Origin of the sequence: Pseudomonas cuatrocienegasensis, from assembly GCF_900110925.1 — a bacterium.
GTDB classification, from domain to species: Bacteria; Pseudomonadota; Gammaproteobacteria; order Pseudomonadales; family Pseudomonadaceae; genus Aquipseudomonas; species Aquipseudomonas cuatrocienegasensis.
On record NZ_FOFP01000003.1, the window covers coordinates 54,832 to 70,572 of the forward strand.

The 15,741-nt window shown below is 61.7% G+C and carries 15 protein-coding genes; 5 read left to right on the forward strand and 10 right to left on the reverse strand.

Features of this window, described 5'->3' with window-relative positions; translation table 11 throughout:
• The first annotated feature begins 8 nt into the window (after window positions 1-8).
• The 5 genes from BMW49_RS05255 to BMW49_RS05275 all read left to right on the forward strand — a co-directional run bounded on the left by BMW49_RS05255 (window position 9) and on the right by BMW49_RS05275 (window position 6,011).
• A complete protein-coding gene (locus BMW49_RS05255) occupies window positions 9-380 on the forward strand; it encodes a gamma-butyrobetaine hydroxylase family protein (RefSeq protein ID WP_069516290.1) in 372 nt (123 codons plus the stop codon).
• Between the two features lie 295 nt (window positions 381-675).
• Entirely contained in the window at window positions 676-2,355 is a 1,680-nt protein-coding gene (gene phaC / locus BMW49_RS05260; protein WP_069516291.1) for a class II poly(R)-hydroxyalkanoic acid synthase, read from the forward strand.
• 142 nt (window positions 2,356-2,497) lie between these two features.
• Complete coding sequence (gene phaZ, locus BMW49_RS05265; RefSeq protein ID WP_069516292.1) at window positions 2,498-3,355, forward strand: poly(3-hydroxyalkanoate) depolymerase; 858 nt, start codon at window positions 2,498-2,500, stop codon at window positions 3,353-3,355.
• A gap of 279 nt (window positions 3,356-3,634) precedes the next feature.
• Window positions 3,635-5,320, forward strand: coding sequence for a class II poly(R)-hydroxyalkanoic acid synthase (gene phaC, locus BMW49_RS05270; RefSeq protein ID WP_069516293.1), 1,686 nt, complete (start codon window positions 3,635-3,637; stop codon window positions 5,318-5,320).
• A gap of 76 nt (window positions 5,321-5,396) precedes the next feature.
• On the forward strand, window positions 5,397-6,011 hold the full coding sequence (locus BMW49_RS05275) for a TetR/AcrR family transcriptional regulator (RefSeq protein ID WP_069516294.1): 615 nt from the start codon (window positions 5,397-5,399) through the stop codon (window positions 6,009-6,011).
• A gap of 55 nt (window positions 6,012-6,066) precedes the next feature.
• On the opposite strand, the gene BMW49_RS05280 is transcribed toward BMW49_RS05275, so the two are convergent.
• The 10 genes from BMW49_RS05280 to rhmD form a co-directional block, all read right to left on the reverse strand.
• On the reverse strand, window positions 6,067-6,825 hold the full coding sequence (locus BMW49_RS05280; protein WP_069516295.1) for a phasin family protein: 759 nt from the start codon (window positions 6,823-6,825) through the stop codon (window positions 6,067-6,069).
• A 10-nt stretch (window positions 6,826-6,835) separates the two neighbouring features.
• Window positions 6,836-7,282, reverse strand: a complete 447-nt coding sequence (locus BMW49_RS05285; protein ID WP_069516296.1) for a phasin family protein — start codon at window positions 7,280-7,282, stop codon at window positions 6,836-6,838.
• Window positions 7,283-7,662: 380 nt separating this feature from the next.
• The gene (locus BMW49_RS05290; RefSeq protein ID WP_069516297.1) at window positions 7,663-8,985 is read right to left on the reverse strand and encodes a carbohydrate porin; all 1,323 of its coding nucleotides are present in this window, start codon (window positions 8,983-8,985) and stop codon (window positions 7,663-7,665) included.
• A gap of 124 nt (window positions 8,986-9,109) precedes the next feature.
• Window positions 9,110-9,880 carry an L-rhamnose 1-dehydrogenase Lra1 gene (gene lra1, locus BMW49_RS05295; RefSeq protein WP_069516298.1) on the reverse strand — a complete coding sequence of 257 codons (771 nt, stop codon included), beginning with the start codon at window positions 9,878-9,880 and terminating at the stop codon, window positions 9,110-9,112.
• Between the two features lie 29 nt (window positions 9,881-9,909).
• Window positions 9,910-10,968 (reverse strand): L-rhamnose/proton symporter RhaT, encoded by a 1,059-nt coding sequence (gene rhaT / locus BMW49_RS05300; protein WP_069516299.1) that lies wholly within the window; start codon window positions 10,966-10,968, stop codon window positions 9,910-9,912.
• Window positions 10,969-11,015: 47 nt separating this feature from the next.
• Window positions 11,016-11,336 (reverse strand): L-rhamnose mutarotase, encoded by a 321-nt coding sequence (rhaM, locus tag BMW49_RS05305; RefSeq protein ID WP_170829029.1) that lies wholly within the window; start codon window positions 11,334-11,336, stop codon window positions 11,016-11,018.
• A complete protein-coding gene (locus BMW49_RS05310; protein WP_069516300.1) occupies window positions 11,336-12,217 on the reverse strand; it encodes an amidohydrolase family protein in 882 nt (293 codons plus the stop codon). Before BMW49_RS05310 ends, rhaM begins: the two co-directional genes overlap by 1 nt.
• Before the next feature lie 70 nt (window positions 12,218-12,287).
• The gene (gene aldA, locus BMW49_RS05315) at window positions 12,288-13,721 is read right to left on the reverse strand and encodes an aldehyde dehydrogenase (protein WP_069516301.1); all 1,434 of its coding nucleotides are present in this window, start codon (window positions 13,719-13,721) and stop codon (window positions 12,288-12,290) included.
• Between the two features lie 11 nt (window positions 13,722-13,732).
• Window positions 13,733-14,542, reverse strand: coding sequence for an aldolase/citrate lyase family protein (locus BMW49_RS05320; protein WP_069516302.1), 810 nt, complete (start codon window positions 14,540-14,542; stop codon window positions 13,733-13,735).
• 11 nt (window positions 14,543-14,553) lie between these two features.
• On the reverse strand, window positions 14,554-15,738 hold the full coding sequence (rhmD, locus tag BMW49_RS05325) for an L-rhamnonate dehydratase (protein ID WP_069516303.1): 1,185 nt from the start codon (window positions 15,736-15,738) through the stop codon (window positions 14,554-14,556).
• Between the last annotated feature and the right edge of the window lie 3 nt (window positions 15,739-15,741).

Here is a 15,741-nt window from a genome sequence, read left to right on the forward strand (position 1 = left end):
ACCCTGACATGCCCATCCCCAGCGCGATCAAATTGCACAAAGCGTCGAAACTGCTTGAGCTGCGTTACGGCGATCAGCAGTACCAACTGCCTGCCGAATTCCTGCGCGTGCACTCGCCCTCGGCCGAGGTGCAGGGGCACGGCAAACCCATCCTGCAAACCGGCAAACTGCACGTTGCCCTGATCGGCCTGGAGCCAGCCGGCAACTACGCGCTCAAGCTGATTTTCGATGACGGCCACGACAGCGGCCTGTTCACCTGGGATTACCTGTACCAGTTGGCCACGCGCCAGACCGAACTGTGGCAGGACTACCTCGATACCCTGGCCGCCGCCGGCAAATCCCGCGACCCTGATGTCTCGCCCGTGCGCCTGATGCTGTAACCCTTATGCCAGAGCCTGCCGGGCTTACTTCATCCGCCTACGCCTGCAGTTAGAGCGCATTTTCTAATCTGCATCGGCATACTCTTCGGCAGATACGGCCACTGCGGCCGGCTTGCGCAAACGTCCAAACTCGGGTAACCAAGGAGCTGGCAGATTCCCGTCGTCGGCCTGTGGCTGACGCGGCACTAAGCGGAATGGTTCCGCCCCCGGTAACCCGAGCAGTATCTGGCCGATCAGTCCGTGTCGCCGCGCGCACTGGCCTGCCTGTACTGGCCTGGACAATGGAGCGTCGTAGATGAGTGATAAGAATAATGATGACCTGAAGCGCCAGGCGTCCGAGAACACCCTGGGGCTCAACCCGGTGATCGGCATTCGCGGCAAAGACCTGCTGACCTCGGCTCGTATGGTGCTTACCCAGGCTATCCGCCAGCCCTTCCACAGCGTCAAGCACATGGCCCATTTCAGCCTCGAACTGAAGAACGTATTGCTCGGCCAATCCAGCCTCAAACCCGAGGACGGCGACCGCCGTTTCGCCGACCCGGCCTGGAGTCAGAACCCGCTTTACCGCCGCTATCTGCAGACTTATCTGGCCTGGCGCAAGGAGCTGCACGACTGGGTCGAACACAGCAACCTGTCCGAACAGGACGCCAGCCGTGGCCACTTCGTGATCAACCTGATGACCGAAGCCATGGCCCCGAGCAACAGCATGGCCAACCCGGCCGCGGTCAAACGCTTCTTCGAAACCGGTGGCAAGAGCCTGCTCGATGGTCTGTCGCACCTGGCCAAGGACATGGTCAACAACGGCGGCATGCCGAGCCAGGTGAACATGGACGCCTTCGAGGTCGGCAAGAACCTGGCGATCACCGATGGCGCCGTGGTGTTTCGTAATGACGTGCTGGAGCTGATCCAGTACGGCCCCATCACCGAAAGCGTGCACGAGCGCCCGCTACTGGTGGTGCCCCCACAGATCAACAAGTACTACGTCTTCGACCTGTCGCCGGAAAAGAGCCTGGCGCGGTTTCTGCTGCGCAGCCAGGTACAGACCTTCGTGGTCAGTTGGCGCAACCCGACCAAGGCCCAGCGCGAGTGGGGCCTGTCGACCTATATCGCCGCGCTCAAGGAAGCCATCGAGGTGATCTGCTCGATCACCGGCAGCAAGGACCTGAACATGCTCGGCGCCTGCTCGGGCGGCCTGACCACAGCGTCCTTGCTGGGCCACTATGCGGCCCTGGGCGACCAGAAGGTCCACGCACTGACCTTGCTGGTCAGCGTGCTCGACACCCAGCTCGACACCCAGGTCGCGCTGTTCGCCGACGAGAAAACCCTGGAGGCCGCCAAGCGCCGCTCCTACCAGTCCGGCGTGCTCGAAGGCAGCGACATGGCCAAGGTGTTCGCCTGGATGCGCCCCAATGACCTGATCTGGAATTACTGGGTCAATAACTACCTGCTCGGCAACGAGCCGCCAGTCTTCGACATCCTTTACTGGAACAACGACACCACCCGCCTGCCCGCTGCGCTGCATGGCGAATTTATCGACATGTTCCAGACCAACCCGCTGACCCGCGCCGGCGCGCTGGAGGTCTGCGGCACACCGATCGACCTCAAGCAGGTGACCTGCGATTTCTTCTGCGTGGCCGGCACCAACGACCACATCACGCCCTGGACATCCTGCTACAAGTCGGCCCTGCTGTTTGGCGGCAAGTGCGAGTTCGTGCTTTCAAACAGCGGGCATATTCAGAGCATTCTCAACCCGCCAGGCAATCCCAAGGCGCGCTACATGACCAATACCGAAATGCCCTTTGACCCGCGCGCCTGGCAGGAAAGCTCGACCAAGCACGCTGACTCCTGGTGGCTGTACTGGCAAAAATGGCTGGCCGAACGCTCCGGCAAGCTGCGCAAGGCGCCCACCAGCCTGGGCAACAAACAACACCCGGCCGGCGAAGCCGCCCCGGGAACCTACGTGCACGAGCGCTGACAGGCGGCGTGCGCAGCTTCGCCCGCGGCACCGGATGTGCCGCCCGTCCTGGCACTTGTGCCAAGGGTGGCTAGGCCCGTGATGGTGTTGGACATGACCGGGACGGTCGCGGCCAGCGAATAACTTTATAGGGCTACTGCGCATGTCGTTACCATTCGTATTTCGCACCATCGACCTGGATGGCCAGACCATCCGCACCGCCGTACGACCGGGCAACAGCACGATGGCGCCCCTGCTGATCTTCAATGGCATTGGCGCCAACCTCGAGCTGGTGATGCCTTTCGTCGCCGCGCTCGACCCGGAGCTGGAAGTCATCGCCTTCGACGTACCCGGCGTTGGCGGCTCTTCAACACCCAGCACGCCGTACCGCTTTCCCGGCCTGGCCAAGCTGGCCGCGCGCATGCTCGACTACCTGGATTACGGCCAGGTCAATGCCATCGGCGTGTCCTGGGGCGGCGCCCTGGCCCAGCAGTTTGCCCACGACTACCCGGAGCGCTGCAAGAAGCTGGTGCTCGCGGCAACCTCTGCCGGCGCGGTGATGGTGCCGGGCAAGCCCAAGGTACTCTGGCGCATGGCCAGCCCACGGCGCTATGTGCAGCCGTCCTACGGTGTGCATATCGCACCCGACATCTACGGCGGCGCCTTCCGCCGCGATCCGAAGCTAGCCCTGGCACATGCCAGCAAGGTGCGCTCCGGCGGCAAGATGGGTTACTACTGGCAGCTGTTCGCCGGCCTCGGCTGGACCAGCATCCACTGGCTACACAAGATCAGCCAACCGACCCTGGTCCTGGCCGGCGATGACGACCCGCTGATCCCGCTAGTCAATATGCGCCTGCTGGCCTGGCGCATTCCCAACTCGGAATTGCATGTGATCGATGACGGGCATCTGTTCCTGGTCACCCGCGCCGAAGCAGTAGCGCCGATCATCATGAAATTCCTCGAAGAAGAACGTCAGCGTGCCGTGATGCACCCGCGCCCTACGCCCGCCCGCACGCATTGACCCGACGTCGCTCGATCCTGGTGCTACGCTGGTACGCTGGTACGCTCAGATCACATAAACGTGCGCCTACTGCACCGGTGTGAGGCGCCGACGTGTCTAGCCCGCACCTGAGCGCGTTCTGGTACACGCCTTGCTGCACCCAGTCACCAGGAATATGCGGTATTTGGCCTTATTGTGCCGTGAGAGAGCCAGGCCAAATCCGGTTTTCACGCAGCAGAACAGGGTTAAGTCCGGCAGGACTCCTAGCAGTCTCTACGGCATAACGACGGAGTGTTACCCATGCGAGACCAGTCACGCAGCAGCAAACAACTGCCCGCCCCGGCCAGCTTCATGAATGCGCAGAACGCAGTAATCGGGGTACGCGGCCGCGACCTGCTCTCGACGCTACGTACCCTGGCCCTGCAAGGCCTCAAGCAGCCTCGCCACAGCGCCCGTCATCTGCTGGCCTTGGGCGGCCAGTTGGGCCGCGTACTGCTGGGTGACGCGCCCCATGCGGTGAACCCGAAAGATACCCGCTTCGCCGACCCAACCTGGCACCTGAACCCTTTCTACAAACGCAGCCTGCAAGCCTACCTGGCCTGGCAAAAGCAGCTGGCCCTGTGGATCGACGAAAGCGACCTGTCAGCCGATGACCGTGCCCGCGCACGCTTTATCGCCACCCTGCTGGGTGATGCTCTGTCACCCTCCAATACCCTGCTCAATCCACTGGCGCTCAAGGAGCTGTTCAACAGTGGCGGCGCCAGCGTGCTCAAGGGCCTCAACCACCTGGCCGAGGACCTGCTGCACAACGACGGCATGCCCAGTCAGGTCAGCAAACATGCCTTCGAGGTTGGTCGTAACCTGGCAGCGACACCTGGCGCCGTGGTCTTTCGCAACGAGCTGCTGGAGCTGATCCAGTACCGCCCCATGAGCGAGAAGCAGCACCTGCGCCCCTTGCTGATCGTGCCGCCGCAAATCAACAAGTACTACATCTTCGACCTGTCCAACGATAAGAGCTTCGTCCAGTACGCTCTGAAGAACAGCCTGCAAACCTTCATCATCAGTTGGCGCAACCCGGATGCCCGGCACCGCGAATGGGGGCTGTCTAGCTACGTCCAGGCACTGGAAGAAGCCATCGACGTATGCCGCGAGATCACCGGCAGCAAGGACGTCAACCTGCTCGGCGCCTGCGCTGGCGGCCTGACCATCGCCGCCCTGCAGGGCCATCTGCAGGCCAAGCGGCAACTGCGCAAGGTCGCCAGTGCCACCTATATGGTCAGCCTGCTCGACAGCCAGATCGACAGCCCGGCCATGCTCTTTGCTGATGAGCTGACCCTTGAAGCGGCCAAACGCCGCTCCTACCAGCAAGGTGTGCTCGACGGCCGCGACATGGCCAGGGTATTTGCCTGGATGCGCCCCAACGACCTGATCTGGAACTACTGGGTCAATAACTACCTGCTCGGCAAGCAGCCACCGGCGTTCGACATCCTCTACTGGAACAATGACAACACTCGCCTGCCTGCCGCCCTGCACGGCGACCTGATCGATTTCTTCAAGCACAACCCGTTGACCCGCCCAGGCGGCCTGGAAATCTGCGGCACCCCTATCGACCTGCAAAAAGTCACGGTCGACAGTTTCAGCGTCGCCGGCGTCAACGACCACATCACTCCCTGGGATGTGGTGTATCGCTCGACCCTGCTGCTAGGCGGCAAACGCCGTTTTATCCTGTCCAACAGCGGCCATATCCAGAGCATCCTCAACCCGCCAGGCAACCCCAAATCCACCTACAGCGAAAACGCCACACTCAGCAGCGACCCGCGCGCCTGGATCTACGACGCAACTCAGGTACAGGGCAGCTGGTGGCCAGAATGGCTGAGCTGGCTACAGGAACGCTCAGGGGAGCAGCGCGATACGGTCGTGGCCATTGGCAGCACCCGCTATTCGCCCATGGAGGCAGCACCGGGCACCTACGTGCACGTGCGCTAAACCTGAAAAACAATGCTGGCCGGCGCTCAGCCGGCCGGCTATCGTCGAGCCTCGGCGGCCAGAACAAGACACCCGGATGAAAACCCGCGACCGTATCCTCGAATGTGCGCTGCAGCTGTTCAACCAGCAGGGCGAACCGAACGTCTCCACCCTGGAAATTGCCAACGAACTGGAGATCAGCCCAGGCAATCTCTATTACCACTTCCACGGCAAGGAACCCCTGATTCTCGGCCTGTTCGAGCGTTTCCAGGCCGATCTCGCCCCCCTGCTCGACCCGCCCCCGGAGGTGCAACTGGATGTCGAGGACTACTGGCTGTTCCTGCACCTGATTGTCGAGAAGCTGGCGCACTACCGCTTTCTGTTCCAGGACCTGTCCAACCTCGCCGGGCGCCTGCCCAAACTCGCGCGGGGTATTCGCCAATGGCTCAACGCCCTCAAGCGCACCCTCGCCGGGCTACTGGCCAGGCTCAAAGCCGAAGGTCAACTACTCAGCGACACCCACGCCCTGGGTCAGCTTGTCGAGCAGATCACCCTGACGCTGCTGTTCTCCCTCGACTACCAACGCATCATCGGCAGTACGGGCGAAAGCCGTCTGGTGGTGTACCAGGTGATGATGCTGGTCGCCCCGCACCTGGCGCCCGACTCCCGCTACGCCGCCGAGCACCTGGCCCAGCGCTACCTCGAGGCCTGACCGCGAAACGCAAAACGCCCGGCGAGTGCCGGGCGTTTGCGATGCCGCGCGTGAATCAGGACGCGGTGGTAGGTGCTACCGGTGCAGCTTCGACAGGCGCTGCGGCGGCCGGTGCAGCTGGCTTGGCGGCGGCTGGTTTGGCAGCCGCTTTCGGCGCCTTTGGCGCGGCCGGCTTTTTCACTGCGGCCGGCTTGGCAGCGGGTTTGACCGCAGCTTTCGGTGCAGCCTTGGCAGCCGGTTTAGCTGCTGGTTTGGCGGCCGCTTTAGCCGGTGCCGGCTTGGCCGCAGCGACTTTGGTAGGCGCCTTGGCCGGTGCTTTCATCGGCTTGGCAGCGGCTTTCGGCGCAGGCTTAGCAGCAACCTTGGCAGCAGGCTTGACCGCCTTGACCGAAACGCCGGTGAGCGTCTCGATCTGCTTGGTCAGGCTGTCGATTTTCTCGTTCAGCGCTTTCACTTCATTACGGCTGGGTACGCCCAGACGCGAAATGGCGCTGTTGAGACGCTTGTCGAAGGCTTCTTCGAGTTCGCCCCACTTGCCGATCGCCTTGCCTTTGACCTCGTCAACACGCGACTTGGCCGAACCCACGGTGCTGCCCACGCTGGTCTTCACCGCGCCAACCTGCTTGTCGACTTCGGTCTTGGCCACTTTCTCGGCTTTCTCGCCATCCTTGACCAGGGTATCGAACAGCTTGGTGCCGTCCTTGCTGACCTTGGAGTAAGCGCCTAGGCCGGCCAACCAGATCTGACGCGAGTATTTTTCAACCTCGCCGATCCAGGAGCTGGTCTGTTTTTCGGTTTTCTTTTTGACAGCCATCCTGCTCTCCTTATTTGGTACGCGCGACGTGCTCGAGCAACGCGCTCAGCTCATCCAGCTTAGCAGAGAGTGCATCGACGTCTTGCTTGGACGGGATACCGATGCGGTTGAGCGCACCCGCGACACGGCTGTCGAATGCCTTCTCGATCTTGTCGAGCTGCAGATCGACCTTGCCCTTCACGCTCTGCACATTGCTGGTCACCGTGCTTTTAACACCATCGAACTGGCTATTCGCCGCATCGATCTGCGCTGCAACCTGTTTTTTGCCCTGCTTTTCGACGCCTTCACCGGCCTTGACCAGCGTTTTGAAGTAATCGGCGCCTTCCTGACCCGCCTTGGCGTAGGCACCCAGGCCGGCCAGCCAGATCTTGCGGGCGTATACTTTGACATCGGTCAGCACAGTGGCCTTGGCATCCACTTCGGCTTCGAGTTTTTTCCTGACGGCAACCTTGGACATGGTGCACCTCACGCGCGGTGGTTTGAGGAATCGCCCACGAAATGCAGGCTTGAGATACACCGTACTCAGAAAAATTAGAATCTACATACTAGGCGCCTGTCGGGCTTGACCGTTCGTAGCGAGGAAAAGTCCGTGGTCCGACGTTTCGGCTTGAGGCAGTTTTGTTGCTTTTCCGAGGCGGGGGGGCCGCCCCGCGAATAGCGGGCTATTTAACGAGGGAAAGCAGCAAAAATGGCCAAGTCCGGATTTTCCGCAGTAGAACAGTGTTAAGTCCGACAGGCTCCTAGGGTCTGTTGATGTTTCGGCGCGAGCCGCGTTGCCGCGCCGTACTGCCACTGCCCGGCAATGTTTCAAGCATTTGCTGCACACGCTCAGGCCGACTAAAAGTCAGCTATAAACTGCACGCCACCGACCACCGCAGACGTGGTTTGCGTCAACCCGCCCGGGTATTTCACGTATTGCAGGTTGGGCCGCATCATCAGCCATTTTGTCGCTTGTACGCCGTAGTTGATTTCGTAGCTGTACTCGCGGCGTTGCTCGGGCACATACAGCGGGTCGTCGATAGCGGTCACGCCGTTGACGGCGTTGAGTATTTGCGTGTTGCGGGTATAGCGCTCACTGACCTGCAATTTCGAGGCGCCGATACCGAAGGTGTCGTCGGGGCGTGAATCGAACGGGCCACGGTAGATCAGGCCGACCTGGATCAGATTTTTAATCAGGCTTTTGTCCGGGTCATTCACCGTCAGGTTGGCAAACACGTTGAGCCCGCGTTTGTTGTTGCCGTCCACCGTGGTCAATTGCTGCTGGCCCGACAACCACCAGCCGGCGTTGCTGGAGTACATCTTGTAGGGGTTTTGCGAGCGGGCGGCGGCGTTGTCGTCGGCGTCCTTGAGCATGTCCTTGGTGTCCGTGTTGGCGTAGTAGTAACCGGCGTGGTACTCCGAATTCAGGCCGGCGACCTGGCCTTTCCAGATGGCCTCAATGGGGAAACTGGTGCCCTGGGAGCCGCTGATAAACGGTTTGAAGCCGTTGCTGGCCTCAGCGTTGCCAAGGTTCTTGTCATAGGCGCCGAGCTGTACGGCGAACTCATCGGTGAACTGGTACTTGGCGCGCACCGCCCACTGGCTGATGGGGAAGCTGTTCCACACGCCATTCCAGTTGCCTTCTTGAGAGCCGCAAAGGGTGACGTTCTGGAACTCGCAAGGGAACTGGTCGAAGTCTTCGCCGTGACCGAAACGCCCCAGTTTCAGGGCGAACTTGCGCTCGAAGAATTTCTGCTCGTACCAAAACTGCGACAGCCGCCACGCGTTGCCGCCGCCAAACACTTCCATGGTGGAGGTCAGGCCGGTGGCGTTGGGCTGGTGTACGCGGTCGTTGGTGATGTCCTTGCCACGGCGTCCGCCGATGCCGATGCGAAAGGTCGCGTCCTGCCAGCCGATGAGTTTTTGCAGGTCCATGTTCACGCCGAGGATGAACTGGTCACTCCAGCGCGCTGTGGTGTGCGAGTTGTAGCCACCGCCAAGGTTGGAGCCGACTTCGCCGACGTATTTGAGGGTGAAGTCATAGCCTTGCGCGGCCAATTTGGGACGCAGGCCGTTCCAGTCGCCGAGCATGGCGGGGGAGCTGGGGTCGAGCAGGCCGGCACTCAAGGCGCAGGTCGAAATGGCGCTGCACAGCAGGGCGAGGGGGAGCTTGGTACGCATGTGAAGTTCCTTGGATTGTTGTTTTTATTGGGGTGAAACTCAAATTGCAGGCGTGCGCGGTCCGTGTGGGAGCCTGGCTTGCACGCTCCCACAGGTGAACGCTGCTGTTTGTAGGGCGTGAGCGTTACTGGAGGTTAACGAACATCCCGCCATCGACCAGCAGCGAAGCACCGGTCACATAACGCGCCATGTCCGAAGCCAGAAACACAATCGGCCCGGCTACATCATCCGGCTCGCCCAGGCGACCGAGCGGGGTACGGGAGGTCATGTAGGCCAGTTTTTCGGCGTCGGCCAAGTCTTCCTTGTTGATGTCTGTGGCGATGGTGCCCGGCAGCACCGAGTTGCAGCGAATACCATACGGGCCGAGGGCAATCGCGCAGGATTGCATCAACGAATGCAGCCCGGCTTTGGTCGGCGTGTAGTGGGTTTGCATGGCCCCGCCGACTAGGGCGCTGATGGAGCTTACGGCGATGATGGCGCCACCCCGGCCCTGGTTTTTCATCTGGTTGGCGGCGGCCTGCACGGCAAAGTAGGCGCCATTGAGGTTGGTGTTGACGGTTTTGAGGTAGACCTCGCGTGGCATGTCGAGGAAGGAGTGGAACGGGCAAATGCCGGCGTTGTTGACGAACACATCGACACTGCCGAAGGCCTTCACTGCGCCGGCCACCAGCTTGTCGCCGGTGTCTGGGTCCGCCGCATCGCCGCCCACTTCGATGGCCTGACCACCAAAGGCCTTGATCTCTTCGATTAACGAATACGCAGCCTCGGTGCCTTGGCCGCTACCGCTGTGGCCAATCACCACGCGAGCGCCCTGGCGCGCGCATTCACGGGCAGCGGCGCGGCCGATACCCCGAGATGCACCCGTAATAATTACCGTTTTATCTGCTAGCAACATACAAAAACTCCTTTGACTATTAAGCGGCTTCAGCCGAGGTAGTTGCCGTATCCGACCATGGCGATAGCGCCAAGAATCACGGCTATGCCGGTCACCAGCACGCCCTTGTTGGTGGCGCTGGTGCCTTGCCATTCACGGAAATACAGGCCCCAGCAGTTGGACACGATGATGATGAATGACATGTGCAGCACCCACGAACTGGCGTCGTTCTGCAGGCGGCTTTCGCCCATGCCGTAGAAGAAGAATTGCAGGAACCACAACGTACCGGCACACGCCACCAGCAGGTAGTTGCCCAGCAAGGGCGTGCTGCGGTCGGTGTAGTTGTGAAAGGTGCGGTTACGCCAGTTCAGCCACAGGCACCAGATGCCATTGGTAGTCAGGCCGCCCCACATGATCACCATAAAGATGACGTTGTTCTGGAACAGGCTATTGGCGCCGTGCTCCAGCGCAGCGTCAGCCAATGGCCGGCCGGCAGCAATGCCGTAGCTGAAACACGCGCTGAGCACCCCGGAGATCACGGCCACCAGCATGCCCTTGCCCAGGGAGAACTCGCTGACACTGGCGAGCTTCACCGCCTGTGACACTTCGCGCTCTTTGATCAAGCCCGCCTTGCCGCACACCGCAATACCGATCAGCGATACCGCCACGCCCCACAGCACCCACTGCCCGCCCTGGGAGGCCAGCATCGAGGTCAGGGTGCCTTCGGTTTCGGCCGTAAACAGATCGCGGTACAGCGCCGGCATCAAGGCGCCGAGGGCTGAGGTCAGGCCCATGATCAGCGACATGCCCAGGGACAGGCCGAGGTAGCGCATGGTCAGGCCAAAGGTCAGCCCGCCAATGCCCCAGAGCACGCCGAACAGGTAGGTCCAGAGCAAGGTGCTGGTATCGGCAGTGCGCAAAATATCGACCCAGCCGGGCACCGTCAGTTGGGCGGCAATCAGCGGCACAATCAACCACGAAACCAGGCCGCCGGTAATCCAGTAACTTTCCCAGGCCCAACCGCGAACCTTTTTATAGGGGATGTAAAAGCTGCCGGAGGCGAAGCCGCCGATGAAGTGCAGAATCACACCAAGGAGAATGATTTCCACGTTGTCGCATCCTTTTATTGTTGTTGTGGTCGAGGGAGTCGCTGCGCTTAGTCGCGCGTCAGGCAGAACATGGGCTGCAGGGTGACGCTAAGCGGCGAGGCGTCCGGGTGAGTGACCATGATGTCTTGCATGAACTGCCACCAGCGCTGCATCAGCTCGGTGCCGGGGAGTTCATCAAGGCCGTGAGCGTCCTCGTGGCTCAGCACTGCAAACAAGGCGTTGCTGGCCTCATCAAGAAAAATCCGATAATCGAGCACGCCGGCATCTAGCAGGGCCTTGCTGAGTTCCGGCCAGATAGCGTCATGGCGTCGGCGATATTCATCGGCCTGGCCGGGGTTAAGGGTCATGCGAAAGGCGCGGGTCTGCATCACAGGTCTCCATGGGGCAGTGTTGGGGCATAAATTCGCTTGGCGTTGTGCAGAAAGAACTTGGCTTGCACCGCTTCGGGTTTGTCAGCCATGCAGGCTTTTACGAGCCCCAAGGTGGTGGCGAAATCCGCCAGGTGGTCGCTGTTGGGCCAGTCGCTGCCAAAGAAGCAGCGGTCTTCGCCAAAGGCTTCCCACAACACCGCAAGGCGGTCGTTGTAAAACGCCGGGTCAAGGATCAAACCGCGAGGGCCGATCTGGGGAATTTCCGCCAGTTTGGCGAACACATTCGGTCGCTCGGCCAAGCGCAGAAGGTCAGCGTGGTAAGCCGCTTCCTGGTGTGCGGGCACCTGCGCGCTGGGTAAGTGATCGACGATGATTCTCAGCGCCGGTAACGCATCGCTTAGGTGTAACAAGCCCTTGATCAAACGCGGATCGGGGTTGGCGCTGTCGAAGCTGCGACCACACGCTACCAACTGCCGCAGACCGTCGATAAAGCCTGGCCGCACTTGGTCCAACAACAGGTCGCGACCCCACAGGTTGCCGTAGCGCAAACCCAGGAATAACGGCTCATTGGCCAAGCCGTTGAGATCGGCGGCGAAGTCCGCGTGCAGCGGGTCCAGGTTGCCAACAAACCCCAGCATCAGCGGCTCGTGGCGCAGAGTTTCCAGCAACCAGCGGTTGTCGTCGCGCCATGGGCTGGCTTCCACGACGATGGCACCGATCACCTGATGCTCGCGGGCCTGGGTCCAGTAATGCGCGGGTAAATGCGCGGCATATAGCCGATCACCCGGTTCGGGCCATGGGATGCCCTGAGGGCGCCGCGGGTCAAACAGGTGTAGGTGGCTGTCAATAATCGGGCCGCTGTATGGCGTCTGAGACATGCTGCATGTCCTTAGCTGAAGCGTTTCGGAAAGGCCTGTGCGCGGTCGCGTCAGGCCCTGTTGCAGCATCTCAGCCCTGCAGGTACACCACATGGGTGTGGGTGTATTCGTACAGGCCATGTTTGCCGTCAGCCCCGCCGACCCCAGACTTGCGCACCCCGGCATGGAACCCCTGCATGGCCTCGAAATTTTCGCGGTTGACATAGGTCTCGCCGAAGTCGATTTCGCGCACCGCATGCATGGCCTTGCCCAGGTCACGGGTGTAGATAGAGGACGTCAGGCCGTAGTCGCAGTCATTGGCCATGGCGATGGCTTCATCGAGGTCGTCGACGATTTGGATCGGCAGCACCGGACCGAAGATCTCCTCGCGCATGATCTGCATGTCGGCGCGGCAGCCCGCCAGAACCGTGGGCTGGAAGTGAAACCCAGCGCCCAGGTCCGCCACCTGGCCGCCGCTGACCAGGCTTGCGCCCTGGCTTAAGGCGGTGCGGACCTTGCGCGCGACGCTGTCCAGGCCCTGCTGATTGATCAGCGGGCCCATTTCTACATCGGCCTGGGCGATCGGGTCACCGTAGCGGGTGGCCGACATGGCCGCGCTGATGCGCTCGATAAACTGGTCGGCAACCTTGCGCTCCACGTACACACGCTCGGCGCAGTTGCACACCTGGCCCGTGTTGATGATGCGCGAGTCGCGAATGGCTTTGACCGCCAGGTCGAGGTCGGCATCGGCCAGCACGATGGCCGGCGCCTTGCCGCCCAGCTCCAGGTTGAGTTTGGTGATGTGGGGCGCTGCGGCGCTCATGATCCGCGTACCGGTGGCCACGCTGCCGGTGAAGCTGATCATGTCCACGCCCTTGTGCGCGGTGAGTGCGCCACCCACCTGGCCGTCACCACAGACCACGTTGAACACGCCAGCGGGCAAGTCGGTCTCGGCCACCAGCTTGGCGAACTCGAAACAGTTGTTGGGGGTTTCTTCGCTCGGTTTGATCACGATGGTGTTGCCGGTCAACAGCGCCGGGGCCATCTTGCGGGCGATCAGGAAGAACGGGAAATTCCACGGCAGGATGCCGGCCACCACGCCCAAGGGTTTGCGGAACAGAAAGATGTTTTCGTTGGGCCGGTCGCTGGTGATGATCTCGCCTTCAATGCGCCGTGCCCACTCGGCCATGTAATCGAGGTAGTCGGCGGTGAAATTCACCTCGACTTCCGCCAGGGCGCTGATCTTGCCTTGCTCCAGGGTAATGGTGCGCGCCAGGTGGGCGGCGTTTTCCCGCAGCTTGGCCGCAATGCGCCGCAAATGCCCGGCACGCTCGATTGCGGGCTTACGTGCCCAGGCCTTTTGCGCCTGGCGCGCGGCGGCCAACGCTTGATCGACATCGGCGTGGGTGGAGGCCGGGACCTTGGACAGCAGCGCGCCCGTGGCGGGGTTGAGCACGTCGAGGTGGGCTTGGCTCGGAACGAAGCGACCATTGATGAAGTTCTGGTACACGGGTACGGATGACATTGGGCGGCTCCTCAGTAAGTACGGGACGGCTCTGCCTTTACCAAGGCGGCGCCGGCAGGGCGATAACGGGCGAGGGTGTTGAGTGCGCTCTGGCGCAGCAGGCTGATGTCGATGGCTACCGCGATAAAACGGCAGCCCCAGGCCTGATACCGGCGCGCATCGTCTTCATTGGGTGCCAGGATGCCGCACACTTTGCCGGCGGCGAGGGTCGCGTTGACGGCGTGCTGGATGCGCTCCTGCACCTCGGGGTGCCCGGGATTACCAGCATGACCGAGGCCGATGGACAGGTCGGCAGGGCCGATAAACACCGCATCGACGCCCTCAACGGCAGCAATGGCCTCAACGTTTTCCATCCCCAGGCTCGACTCCACCTGAACGATCAGGCACAGCTCGTCATGGGCCGTTTGCAGGTAATCCGCCACGCTGTCCCAGCGCGTGGCACGGGTCAAGCCGCCCCCTACGCCGCGAATACCGTGGGGCGGATAACGCATAGCACGCACCAGGGCCTGGGCCTGCTCGGCGGTTTCCACCATGGGGATCATCAGGGTCTGGGCGCCAACGTCGAGCAGTTGCTTGATCAGGTTAGCGTCGCTGCTCACCGCCCGCACCACAGGCGCAGTGGCGTAGGGCGCAACCGCCTGCAATTGGCTGAGCACACTGGGCACGGTATTGGGCGCGTGCTCACCGTCGATCAGCATCCAGTCGAAGCCGATGCCGGCGACGATTTCTGCGCTATAGGCCGTGGCGAAACCAGCCCAGATACCGTACTGCGTGGCGCTTTGGGCAAGGGCAGCCTTGAAGCCATTACGGGGCATATTCATGATGGCGTTCCTTAGCGGTTATAGGGCCGATGCAGTTGGCAATCCGGGTTGAGATCAACCCCGAAGCCAGGTTTATCCAGTACCGAAAGGCGCATGCGGCCATTAACCGGCACAGGTTCGCCGAGTAGTTGCGGGTGGAACATCGGCACCACTTCATCCGCCTTGGGGGCCATCATCAGGAACTCGGCGAACGGGCTGTTTTGCCGGGTCGCGACAAAGTGGTAGCTGTAAACCGACGAGCCGTGCGGTATTACCATGGCGTTGTGGGCATCGGCCAAGGCGGAGATTTTCACCAGCTCGGTGAGCCCGCCGCACCAGCCGACATCGGGCTGGATGATGTCGCAGCAGCCCATCTCCAGCAGCATGCGAAAGCCCCAGCGGGTGGCCTCGTGCTCGCCGGTGGTCACCAGCATGCCCCTGGGCACGTTGTTGCGCAGGGCCGCGTAGCCCCAGTAATCATCCGGCGAGAGCGCTTCTTCGATCCATTTCAGGCCGTGTTCGTGGGCGCCGATGGCGAGCTTGGTGGCGTAGTTCAGGTCCAGGCTCATCCAGCAGTCGAGCATCAGCCAGAAGTCCGGGCCGACCCGTTCGCGCATGGTCGCCAGCTCCTCAAGGTTCTTGCGCAGGCCTTCCTCACCTTCACTGGGGCCGTGGTGCAGGGGCATCTTGCCGCCGATAAAGCCCATTTTTTGCGCCAGGTCCGGGCGCGTGCCAGTGGCGTAAAACTGCAACTCATCGCGCACCGCACCACCCAGCAACTGGTGGACCGGCTCCTGGCGGATCTTGCCTAGCAGGTCCCAGAGCGCCAGGTCGACACCGGAAATCGTGTTGATCACCAGGCCCTTGCGACCGTAATAGAGGGTGGACTGGTACATCTGGTCCCAGATTTTCTCGATATCGGTGACCCGAGCACCTTCAAGAAAGCGCGCCAGGTGCTTTTCGACGATATAGGCCGCCGGTTCGCCACCGGTGGTCACCGCAAAACCGACGGTGCCGTCGCTGGCTTCGATCTCCACCACCAGGGTGCCGAGCACGTTGATGCCGAAGCTGCGGCGGCTCTGCCGGTACTCGGGGTATTTGCTCATCGGGGTTGCGATGTGATCGTCGATCCAATGGCCGTCGGCCTGGTCGTGATAATCGGCGCCGCCGCCCCGCAGGACAAAGGCGCGAACGTGTTTGATGGTGAGGTGACCCATAAT

Coding starts and splice junctions, on each gene's coding strand:
- BMW49_RS05290 (WP_069516297.1), bottom strand. CDS start 8,985: ATGCGTACCAAGCTCCCCCTCGCCCTGCTGTGCAGCGCCATTTCGACC.
- rhmD (WP_069516303.1), bottom strand. CDS start 15,738: ATGGGTCACCTCACCATCAAACACGTTCGCGCCTTTGTCCTGCGGGGC.
- BMW49_RS05280 (WP_069516295.1), bottom strand. CDS start 6,825: ATGGCTGTCAAAAAGAAAACCGAAAAACAGACCAGCTCCTGGATCGGC.
- BMW49_RS05285 (WP_069516296.1), bottom strand. CDS start 7,282: ATGTCCAAGGTTGCCGTCAGGAAAAAACTCGAAGCCGAAGTGGATGCC.
- phaC (WP_069516291.1), top strand. CDS start 676: ATGAGTGATAAGAATAATGATGACCTGAAGCGCCAGGCGTCCGAGAAC.
- rhaM (WP_170829029.1), bottom strand. CDS start 11,336: ATGCAGACCCGCGCCTTTCGCATGACCCTTAACCCCGGCCAGGCCGAT.
- aldA (WP_069516301.1), bottom strand. CDS start 13,721: ATGTCATCCGTACCCGTGTACCAGAACTTCATCAATGGTCGCTTCGTT.
- BMW49_RS05310 (WP_069516300.1), bottom strand. CDS start 12,217: ATGTCTCAGACGCCATACAGCGGCCCGATTATTGACAGCCACCTACAC.
- BMW49_RS05275 (WP_069516294.1), top strand. CDS start 5,397: ATGAAAACCCGCGACCGTATCCTCGAATGTGCGCTGCAGCTGTTCAAC.
- phaC (WP_069516293.1), top strand. CDS start 3,635: ATGCGAGACCAGTCACGCAGCAGCAAACAACTGCCCGCCCCGGCCAGC.
- BMW49_RS05320 (WP_069516302.1), bottom strand. CDS start 14,542: ATGAATATGCCCCGTAATGGCTTCAAGGCTGCCCTTGCCCAAAGCGCC.
- lra1 (WP_069516298.1), bottom strand. CDS start 9,880: ATGTTGCTAGCAGATAAAACGGTAATTATTACGGGTGCATCTCGGGGT.
- phaZ (WP_069516292.1), top strand. CDS start 2,498: ATGTCGTTACCATTCGTATTTCGCACCATCGACCTGGATGGCCAGACC.
- BMW49_RS05255 (WP_069516290.1), top strand. CDS start 9: ATGCCCATCCCCAGCGCGATCAAATTGCACAAAGCGTCGAAACTGCTT.